An 8,992-nucleotide genomic window follows, 5' to 3' on the forward strand; every position below is an offset into this window, starting at 1 on the left:
ATGCCGAACGTTCCGAACGTCCCGGGCGTTCCAGCGCTCGCATCGTACATCGCGGAGGGCATCACCCTCCTCGTCGCGGACGCGATATCGCTTCTGTTTGGAATTGGCGGCAGCAGCTACGACATCCTGTTGGATGGCACCTCAGCCTTCGACTTCGATTCGATTGTCCGTCTCGGATATGGGCAGGAGTACGCGGTCGCGGATTACAAGGTCGAGCCCGGCAGCTTCGTCTCCTATGACAAGGTGCAGCTGCCGGCCGAGCTGAAGCTGCGCTGCACTTCGCGCGGTGACCCGGAATCATTCGCCGAGCTGGTCTCGCAAATTCAGGATGCCGTCGACGGCACCGATCTCTACGACATCCAGACACCGCAGCAGCTCTACGAGAGCTACAACCCGGTGCGATGGAGCTATGAGCAGTCCGCCACGAATGGTGTGGGCATGCTGATCGCAGACATCACTTTCCTGCAGATTCGGGAGTCGGAGGCCGCTGCATTCTCGAACACGCAGCAGCCCGGCCAAGCCGGTCAGGTCGGCGGCGGCAATGTCCAGCCGCAGACGATGACATCGCAGGAACAGAACGCGGTGTCCGCGGCGGGAGTGATGTGATGCTGCTTGTTCCCACTCAGCCGGTGGCGAGCCAGCAGCTTCAGTGCCAGCTCGCCAATCAGGCGGTGACTCTGAACATCTACCAGCAGGCCTATGGGCTCTATATTGACGTGCTAGTGGGCGTCTCGCCGATCATCCAGGGCGTGATCGCGCTCGACCGGAACCGCATCGTCCGGTCCGCCTATCTAGGCTTTACGGGCGATTTCGTGTTCGTCGACCTTCAGGCGCCGGCAGGCCAGTTCGGTGCCGATCCGGTCTACACCGGCCTCAACACCCGTTTCATCCTCATCTATCTCGAGGCGGCTGACCTGGCGACGATAGGGCTGGCAGCGTGACGACCTTCACGAAGAAGCAGATCGAGGTTTCGATCCAGCTCGCCAGCAATCCGCAGACCAACCAGCCGGCGCAATTCTCCGAGACCGGCGGCGATACTCTGACGACCAATGACAAGCGGGTTTCAGCGCGGGTGCAGAATTCCGGCGCGCCGTCGAACTCGGCAGCGCAGGTCATGATCTACGGCCTGTCCGCCTCTGTCATGAACCAGCTGTCCACGCTCGGGATGGTGCTCAACCTCGTCCCGCGCAACACGCTCACGCTGAAGGCTGGCGATCAAGGCGGCGCGCTATCGGCGATCTTCTCTGGAACGATCGTCAATGCTTATGCGGACCTGAATGCCGCTCCCGACGTGCCGTTCATCATGAACTGCCAGTCCGGCCTGGCGGATGCGACGAAGAACGTTCCGCCGACCACCTTCGCCGGCAGCACGCAGGTGTCGAACATCATGTCCGGCCTGGCCCGCCAGATGAACGTCGGATTCGAGAACAACGGCGTCAACACGGTCATATCGAACCCATACTACCGCGGGTCGCCCCAGCAACAGATGCGCCAGTGCGCCGAGGACGCCGGCATCAACGCCGAGATCGTCAACGGCAATGTGCTCGCCATTTGGCCGCGGTTCGGATCGCGCAACACGCAGACCATCCCGCTGATCGCGCCACCACCCCAAGGTGGAATGATCCTCTACCCGTCGTTCACGCAGCAGGGAATTCTTGTGCGGAACGTCTTCAATCCGAACATCGCGTTCGGCGGCAAGGTTCAGGTTCAGACCAGCGAACAGGCCGCGCAGAAGGCGAACGGCGTCTGGACTGTCTACAAGCTCGACCTCGCGCTCGAATCCCAGGTGCCCAAGGGCAAATGGGAGATGGCGGCCTATTGCTACAATTCCAACTCGCCTAACCCGGTGCTACCGCCGTCATGACCGACAACACTGCGGGCTCTGGCAGCAACGGCGCCGGCCAGCAGCATCCGAACGACAGCGCGAGCGAGGCCAATGCGATCGCATTCGCGGTCAAGCGGATTCTCGCCAAATACGACACGATGCTGCCGGTCAAAGTCATCGCCGTGCACGCCGGAAGTGGTACACCGCCAGGTCCCGCGACCGTCGACGTGCAGCCGCTGGTGTCGCGCGTCGATGGCAACATGAACGGCGTCCAGGAAGGCACCGTCAGCGGGATCATCTGCTCTCGCATCCAAGGCGGCCCTTGGGTGATCGTCTGCGATCCCGCGGTCGGCGATATCGGGTGGGTAGTTGCGGCCGACCGCGACATCTCGAAGATCAAGGCCGGCAACGGCGCTGCAGGCCTGCCCGGCTCGTCGCGGCGATGGTCGATCGCCGATGGCGTCTACGCAGGCGCGATCCTCAACAAGGCGCCCAAGGCGTTCTTCTGGCTGAAGTCCGATGGCTCGCTGCAGGTGCAAGATAGCGGCGGCTACAAGATCCAGACCGACGGCCAAGGCAACGCAACGTTCACGGGCAACATGACCGTCGTCGGCAACCTCACCACGTCCGGCAACCTGCAGCTCGGCGGCAGCGTGTTGTCGCAGAACGGATCGGTCTACGGCGGCAACTTCGTCACTTCAGGCAACGTCACGGCGTCCGGCATCGGGCTCAAGGAGCACGTGCACACCTATACGGCGCCCAGCAGCGGCGGTTCGCCGGGCCAGCTTACGGGAGGGCCGCAGGGATGAGCTCAACCTTGCTGCTCGACACCGCGAAGTGGGACCTCGTTCTCGACGCGAACGGCAATATCGCGGTCGCGGCCGAGCCGTACGCGCTCGCCCAGGATGCCGCGTCGGCAATCAAGGCGTGGAACGGCGAGGTCTATTACGACACTACGCTCGGCGTCATTTGGCGGCAGATCCTCGGCAAGACGCCGAACGCCGGCCTCATCAAGCAGCAGTGCCAGGCGCAAGCCGTTCTGGTGCCTGACGTCGCGTCAGCGCGCGTGTTTCTTCAAACAGTCGGCCGGCAGACAACCGGACAGGTTCAGGTCAAGAGCAAAGCGACCGGGCAGATCGCCGCCGCCAATTTCACAGTCATCAGCCCGCAAGGGATAGGTTAAGGCATGGCCCAGACTCTGGTCCCGTCCTTCACGTTCGGACCGACGGGATTCGTGGCGCCGTCTGGCCCCGCGGTGCTCACCGGCGTGCAAGGCGACATCAACGCGGCCTTCGGCAACACGCTGAATTATCAGCTGACCACGCCTCAGGGCCAGCTCGCGCAGAGCCAGGCGGCGGTGATCTCGAACACCTATGGCACCTTCCAGTATTACACACAGCAGGTCGATCCCGCATATGCGACCGGCCGGATGCAGGATGCGATCGGCCGCATCTACTTCATGGAGCGAGATCCGGCAGAGCCGACAATCCTTCAACTGAACTGCACCGGTGGTCCCATCACCATTCCGGTCGGAGCGCTGGTTCAGGATTCGAGCCTCAACCTGTATGCCTGCACGCAGGCGACGCAGATTCCGCCGATCGGCTCGGTGGTCGTGCCGTTCGCCTGCACTGTCCCGGGCCCGGTGTCGGTCCCGCAGACGGTCACGATCTATCAAGGCGTGAACGGATGGGACACGGTCGCGGTGGTCTCCGGCGTGATCGGCAGCAACGTCGAGGGACGCGCGGCATTCGAGACCCGGAGGCAGGACAGCGTAGCCGGCAACAGCTTTGGTGCCGCCGGCTCGATCATCGGCGCCGTCTCGAAGGTTTCCGGGGTTCTCGACTACTTCGGCTATAGCAACAATACCCCGAACCCGGTGACGCTGTTCGGCGTCACGATCCCGGCGAACTCGATCTATATCTCGGTCGCCGGCGGCACTCAGTCCGCTGTCGCAACCGCGATCCTCTCCAAAAAAGGCGGCGGCGCGCCCATGGCGGGCAACACGACCGTCACGGTCTACGACAACAATCCCCTGTACGCGACACCGATTCCGTACCAGATCACCTACACGATACCTGCGCCGCTGCAGCTCGTCTGGAATGTGGTCCTCGTCAACAATCCGCTCGTGCCGAGCGATGCTGCGACGCAAGTCCAGAATGCGCTGATCACAGCGCTTGCGGGACAGAGCACGCTAAACCCCGCCCCGCCTAAAGCCCGCATTGCCTCGACCGTCTATGCCGCCAACTACATCCCAGCGATCGCAGCGCTCGGATCATGGGCGCAGGTCGCGTCGATCAGCGTCGGTTCAACGAACGCTCCGGTCGCCGTCGTGGTGGGCAATATCACCGGAACGACGCTCAATGTCGTGAGCGTCACCAGCGGCTCGATATCGCCTGGCAACATTCTGTTCGACCCCGATAACAGGATCGTCAACGGCACGTCGATCGTCTCCGGAAGCGGCGGCGTCGGCTCTTACACGATCAACAATCCGCAGACCCTCGGCGCGACCTTCACCGGTACCGGAGCAGGAACCAACCTGACCGTGTCGGCGGTTACGGGTGTGATCGGTGCCGGCGACGTGCTCAGCGGCGCCGGCGTGCCGGCGAACACCACGATTGTGAGCGGACCCGCGGGAGGAGGCGCCGGCGTCTATGTCACCAGCAACCCGACGACGTCCGCTGGCGCGGCCTTGACCACGAATGCGGTGATCTCGGTCGTCTCCGGTAACGGCACGTCGGTTGCGGTTCACGCCAACCAGGTCCCGCAGACCACGGCGCCGAACATCGCGGTATCAACGACGTGACCGGCCCCTCATATCCACATCCGAATCCAGCTCCTGGGTCGAACGCCATCGGGACGTTCCAGATCGGCATCTCGCCGATCGGCACAATCCCGACGTTCGACCCCTGGGTCACGATCATGGCGCAGTACGCGAACTCGCCGACTATCACGTCATGGATACAGGCGTTCAACGCCGCGATGGACCTCACTCAGGCGCTCGACAATTTCTATGACCTGATGTGGAACGTGATGACCGCACAAGGCTACGGCCTCGACGTCTGGGGTCGGATCGTCGGCGTGCAACGAGCAATCGCAATCCCAGGCAACGTCCAGTTCTTCGGATTCCAGGAGGCCGGCTCGAGCTGGACCGGATTCGGACAGGGCGGCTTCTATAGCGGCGGCGGCCTGACGCAGAACTACCTCTTGACCGATCCTGACTTCCGAAAGCTGGTGCTCGCTAAGGCAGCGGGCAACATCTCCGATGGCGCAATTCCATCGGTGAACCAGATCCTGCTCAATCTCTTTCCTGGTCGTGGCGCCTGCTACGTCGCTGACAATCAGGACATGAGCGTCACATACACGTTCCAGTTCGGGCTCACGCCCGTCGAGGTCGCGATCGTCCTGCAGGCCAACGTCCTGCCAACCGCCGCTGGCGTCACCGTCAAGATTTTCGCGAGCTGAGGAATTCAAACCAGATGAAAACCGGTATTCGGCTCGTTTGGGCCGTCGCACTGCTGTGGCTTTGTCAGCTGGCTGGCGCCGCGGCGATGTCGCAATCCCAAATCCCGACGAAGTTCAACATCCCCTTCGGGAACGGCGCCGGCGGCCCCTATATCCGCAACATCCCTCAATCCTCGCAGATCGGCATTCAGAACTGCGCCGCGTCTCTGACGGACGGCTTCCCGCCCCTCACATTCGTGCCTGCGGCCGCCGGTGGATGCCCACCGTTCGGCCAGGATATGAACGGCATCCTGCGGCAGATCACGCAGTGGAATGTGTGGATGCAGGCCGTATCCGGCCTGCCTTATGACGCAGCCTTCTCGGCCGCGGTGAGCGGATATCCGAAAGGCGCGATCGTTCAGTCGACGGTGCTGCAGGGGCGCCTCTGGTACTCGACGGCCGACAACAACACCACCAATCCAGATTCGACCGCAGGCTCGTCGGCCGGCTGGATCGTGCTGCCCGGCACCTATGCGCCTGGCGTGCCGATCCCGGTCCTGTCCGCCAGCTCTCCTCCCCCCAATGCCGTGCCCGCGAACGGCTTGACCGTTGGCAACGCATCCTCGAACGCAACCAATCGCGCGAACACCGACACGTTCTGGCTGTTCTCGTTCCTTTGGTCGAACTGCTCCAGTTGCGTACTCTACAATTCCTCCGGCAGCGTCGTGTCGCGGGGCGCTAGCGCAGCGGCGGACTTTGCAGCCAATTACGCGGTTCAAGCGCTCAATCTTAATGGCACTGCGCTGGTAGGTGCGGACTCTATGGCCGGGACGACCTCGTCCCTGCTGGCTAACGCCCCTGTAGTGTCCGGCTCGCGAACGGTGCCTGGCTCAATTCTGGGCGAGAACCAGCACCAGCTCACCGGTGCCGAATTGCCGGTCACCACGCCAACATTCAGCGGCAACGCTGTCACTCCGACATTCAGCGGCAATGCCGTCACGCCGACATTCTCCGGGTCGACCGGTACAGTCAACGTGTCGTCGACACAGCCCAACATCGTGGTCGGGCCGCTTACAGCGTCCACCACTGGCGGCGGCGGCTTCAACTTCCTCTGGCCGGCGGCGCTAGGCATCACGGTCAACTCGTCTGGCTCGTTCACTCCAGCCGGATCCGTCTCAACAATCGTGCCATCGGGCGCGGTTTCAACAATCACTCCGTCAGGCTCGATTTCCTCATTCGGCAGCAACGGCGCTCACAACAACGTCGAGCGATCAGCCGTTGTCTATTGGTATCTCTCGCTCTGAAGGCACGCGATCTGATGAAATCAGCAATGCTCAGGCTTGCCGTGGCGACGGCTCTCTGTGCCGTCTCCTCGCTTGCGGCTTTCGCGCAGAGCGCTCCAGGTTGGACCTACGGCCAGGTGCCCACCCCTGCTCAATGGAATGGAGCGTTCGCCGCCAAGCAGGACTATCTCGGCGCTCCGCCCTTGCTTACGACCGGAGGAGTCTTGACGGGCCGCTTGGTGACGGCGGCGCCGAGCTCGACGACTGCGGGGCTGAACCTTACGCCGGGCTCGACGCCGTCAACGCCTGCGAATGGCGATATCTGGGTGACGATCTCGGGCCTGTACGCGCAGGTCAATGGCGTGACGATCGGTCCGATCGGCGGTGGCTCATCCGCCTCATTCGCGGCCACGTCGCCGCTCTCGGTCTCGTTTCCGTCTGGTGTGGTCACCTATGCCTGCTCGACCTGCGGCGTGACGACGAGCCCGCTGTCGCAGTTCGCGTCGACTACATCTGCGCAGCTTGCCGGCATCATTTCAAATGAGACCGGGTCCGGCTCTCTGGTGTTCGCCAACACGCCCACCCTCGTGACCCCGATCCTGGGCGCTGCGACCGCGACCAGCATCAACGGCCTGACCATATCGACGACGACCGGTACGCTCTCGATAGCAAATGGAACGACCCTCTCGTTGGCGGGTGGCAGTTTCACGCTCAATTCATCGGGCTCCGGTTCGCAGCTCACCGGCGCCAGCGGCAAGGTCCTTGCCTTCAACAACACGCTGACGCTGGCCGGCGTCGACTCCAAGACGCTCACCGTCAACAACTCGCTCACGCTCGCTGGCACTGATGGAACGACGATGACGTTCCCGGGCGCGAGCGACACGGTCGTGACGCTGGCGGCCACACAGACGCTCACCAACAAGACCCTGACATCCCCAGTGCTGACCACGCCCACGCTCGGTGTTGCGTCCGGCACTTCGCTCGCACTGGGTGGCGCGACCATCGGCACCAATGCATTGGCGGTGACCGGGACGCAGCTCTTTGGTGGTGCTCAGACCATCGCGATGGGTGCCGACAATGTCACCTTCCAGACGGTGAACGGTTCGGGCGGCAATGGTCGAATGCTTAGCTCGATTGATGCTGGGGGCGCCGTCCATCTGCGCTCGCAGAACGGCGCAAACCTTAGCCTCGGCGTCAATACTACGGATTATCTGACAGTCGCGACCACCGGCGTCACCATCACCACCGGCTTCACCGCAACCGGTCTTGTCGGATACTCGGCGATGGCGTCGGGCGCGCTCGCGACGCAGGCGCAGTATTTTTCTGCCGCGGCTAACACCCTCGTCCCGACCAGCGTGATCTACACGTCGGAAACCACGACGACGTATGGCGCGACGACGACGTTCGACTTTTCGACCTTCATCAACACGGCGGTGACGCTCACCGGCAACATCACCACGATGAACGTTGCGAACGTGAAGGCCGGCCAAGCCGGCACAATCACGTTCATTCAGGATGGCACTGGCAGCCGCACGACGGTCTGGAACAGCATCTTCAAGTTTGCCGGCGGCGCGCAGCCGTCGCTCTCGACCGCGGCAAGCGCGGTTGATGTTCTCGCCTACTCCTGCCGCAGCGCGACGTTTTGTGTCGCGTCTCTCGTCAAACAAGCGCAGTGATTTCATGAAGTTCAGGAACGCAGTTCTCGCCTTCGTCGTCGCGCCGTGGATCGCTCTGCTGTCCACGGCGCAAGCCAATATGCCTGGCACGTTCCAGCCGGTCATGCTGGCGAGCGTCGCGGGCTCTGCGCCGCTGTCGTGTTCGGGCGGCACGGTCACGACGTCTGGCGTGTATCGCATCCACACGTTCACGGGATCGAGCACGCTGGTTTGCGCTGGATCTGGCTCCGCTAACTATCTTGTGGTCGCTGGTGGTGGTGGCGGTGGTGCAAATCTCGTCGGCGCTGGCGGCGGTGCTGGTGGCCTTCTTTCTGGCGCTGCTCTTCTTGTTGCCGGAAGTTATCCAGTCACGGTTGGTGCGGGCGGTGCAGGCGTCGTCAGCGGCAACGCGACTACATCGGCGGCCAACGGAGGCAACTCGGCTGCACTTGGCTTCACCGCAACGGGCGGTGGTGGCGGTGGCGGTGGTGGCGGTGCGGGTGGCCTCGCTGGCGGCTCGGGTGGTGGCGGCGGCTCAGGTGGTTCTGGTGGCGCGGGCGGCTCTGGAACGGCAGGTCAGGGCAACGCTGGTGGTTCCGGTAATACCGCAACACCGTTCCCAAGCGGCGGCGGCGGCGGTTGCAACGCTGCGGGCGGCTCGGGCACGGGCTCAACTGGCGGCGCAGGCGGGGCTGGCTGCACGGTATCGGCTGCTCTCGGGGGCGGCACGTATGCGGGCGGCGGTGGTGCTGGTGGCACTACACAGGGCGGTTCTGCGGGGGCTGGTG

General features: G+C 63.3%; 10 protein-coding genes. All 10 read left to right on the forward strand.

What is annotated here, in order from left to right:
* Complete coding sequence (locus tag H8A95_RS16065) at positions 1 to 606, forward strand: phage baseplate protein (protein ID WP_229183999.1); 606 nt, start codon at positions 1 to 3, stop codon at positions 604 to 606.
* Positions 606 to 941 carry a phage baseplate plug family protein gene (locus H8A95_RS16070; RefSeq protein ID WP_229184000.1) on the forward strand — a complete coding sequence of 112 codons (336 nt, stop codon included), beginning with the start codon at positions 606 to 608 and terminating at the stop codon, positions 939 to 941. The genes H8A95_RS16065 and H8A95_RS16070 overlap by 1 nt, the downstream gene beginning before the upstream one ends.
* Positions 938 to 1,864: a baseplate hub protein gene (locus H8A95_RS16075; RefSeq protein WP_229184001.1), complete on the forward strand. Its 927-nt coding sequence runs from the start codon at positions 938 to 940 to the stop codon at positions 1,862 to 1,864. Before H8A95_RS16070 ends, H8A95_RS16075 begins: the two co-directional genes overlap by 4 nt.
* Positions 1,861 to 2,634 carry a hypothetical protein gene (locus H8A95_RS16080; RefSeq protein WP_229184002.1) on the forward strand — a complete coding sequence of 258 codons (774 nt, stop codon included), beginning with the start codon at positions 1,861 to 1,863 and terminating at the stop codon, positions 2,632 to 2,634. The genes H8A95_RS16075 and H8A95_RS16080 overlap by 4 nt, the downstream gene beginning before the upstream one ends.
* Entirely contained in the window at positions 2,631 to 3,008 is a 378-nt protein-coding gene (locus H8A95_RS16085) for a contractile injection system sheath initiator (RefSeq protein WP_229184003.1), read from the forward strand. Before H8A95_RS16080 ends, H8A95_RS16085 begins: the two co-directional genes overlap by 4 nt.
* Before the next feature lie 3 nt (positions 3,009 to 3,011).
* Positions 3,012 to 4,628 carry a baseplate J/gp47 family protein gene (locus H8A95_RS16090; RefSeq protein WP_229184004.1) on the forward strand — a complete coding sequence of 539 codons (1,617 nt, stop codon included), beginning with the start codon at positions 3,012 to 3,014 and terminating at the stop codon, positions 4,626 to 4,628.
* Positions 4,625 to 5,287 carry a baseplate wedge 1 family protein gene (locus H8A95_RS16095; protein WP_229184005.1) on the forward strand — a complete coding sequence of 221 codons (663 nt, stop codon included), beginning with the start codon at positions 4,625 to 4,627 and terminating at the stop codon, positions 5,285 to 5,287. The genes H8A95_RS16090 and H8A95_RS16095 overlap by 4 nt, the downstream gene beginning before the upstream one ends.
* Positions 5,288 to 5,301: 14 nt before the next feature.
* Positions 5,302 to 6,570 (forward strand): hypothetical protein, encoded by a 1,269-nt coding sequence (locus tag H8A95_RS16100; RefSeq protein WP_229184006.1) that lies wholly within the window; start codon positions 5,302 to 5,304, stop codon positions 6,568 to 6,570.
* A gap of 14 nt (positions 6,571 to 6,584) precedes the next feature.
* Positions 6,585 to 8,225, forward strand: a complete 1,641-nt coding sequence (locus H8A95_RS16105; RefSeq protein ID WP_229184007.1) for a beta strand repeat-containing protein — start codon at positions 6,585 to 6,587, stop codon at positions 8,223 to 8,225.
* A gap of 103 nt (positions 8,226 to 8,328) precedes the next feature.
* A partial coding sequence (locus H8A95_RS43820; RefSeq protein ID WP_420839397.1) for a glycine-rich domain-containing protein occupies positions 8,329 to 8,992 on the forward strand: 664 nt, incomplete at its 3' end.

The sequence above is a fragment of the Bradyrhizobium oropedii genome (assembly GCF_020889685.1).
Classification (GTDB): Bacteria; Pseudomonadota; Alphaproteobacteria; order Rhizobiales; family Xanthobacteraceae; genus Bradyrhizobium; species Bradyrhizobium oropedii.

Bases quoted from the DNA above. Each gene is read 5' to 3' on its own strand.
- H8A95_RS16105 (WP_229184007.1), top strand. From the start codon at position 6,585: ATGAAATCAGCAATGCTCAGGCTTGCCGTGGCGACGGCTCTCTGTGCC.
- H8A95_RS16070 (WP_229184000.1), top strand. From the start codon at position 606: ATGCTGCTTGTTCCCACTCAGCCGGTGGCGAGCCAGCAGCTTCAGTGC.
- H8A95_RS16065 (WP_229183999.1), top strand. From the start codon at position 1: ATGCCGAACGTTCCGAACGTCCCGGGCGTTCCAGCGCTCGCATCGTAC.
- H8A95_RS16090 (WP_229184004.1), top strand. From the start codon at position 3,012: ATGGCCCAGACTCTGGTCCCGTCCTTCACGTTCGGACCGACGGGATTC.
- H8A95_RS16080 (WP_229184002.1), top strand. From the start codon at position 1,861: ATGACCGACAACACTGCGGGCTCTGGCAGCAACGGCGCCGGCCAGCAG.
- H8A95_RS16085 (WP_229184003.1), top strand. From the start codon at position 2,631: ATGAGCTCAACCTTGCTGCTCGACACCGCGAAGTGGGACCTCGTTCTC.
- H8A95_RS16100 (WP_229184006.1), top strand. From the start codon at position 5,302: ATGAAAACCGGTATTCGGCTCGTTTGGGCCGTCGCACTGCTGTGGCTT.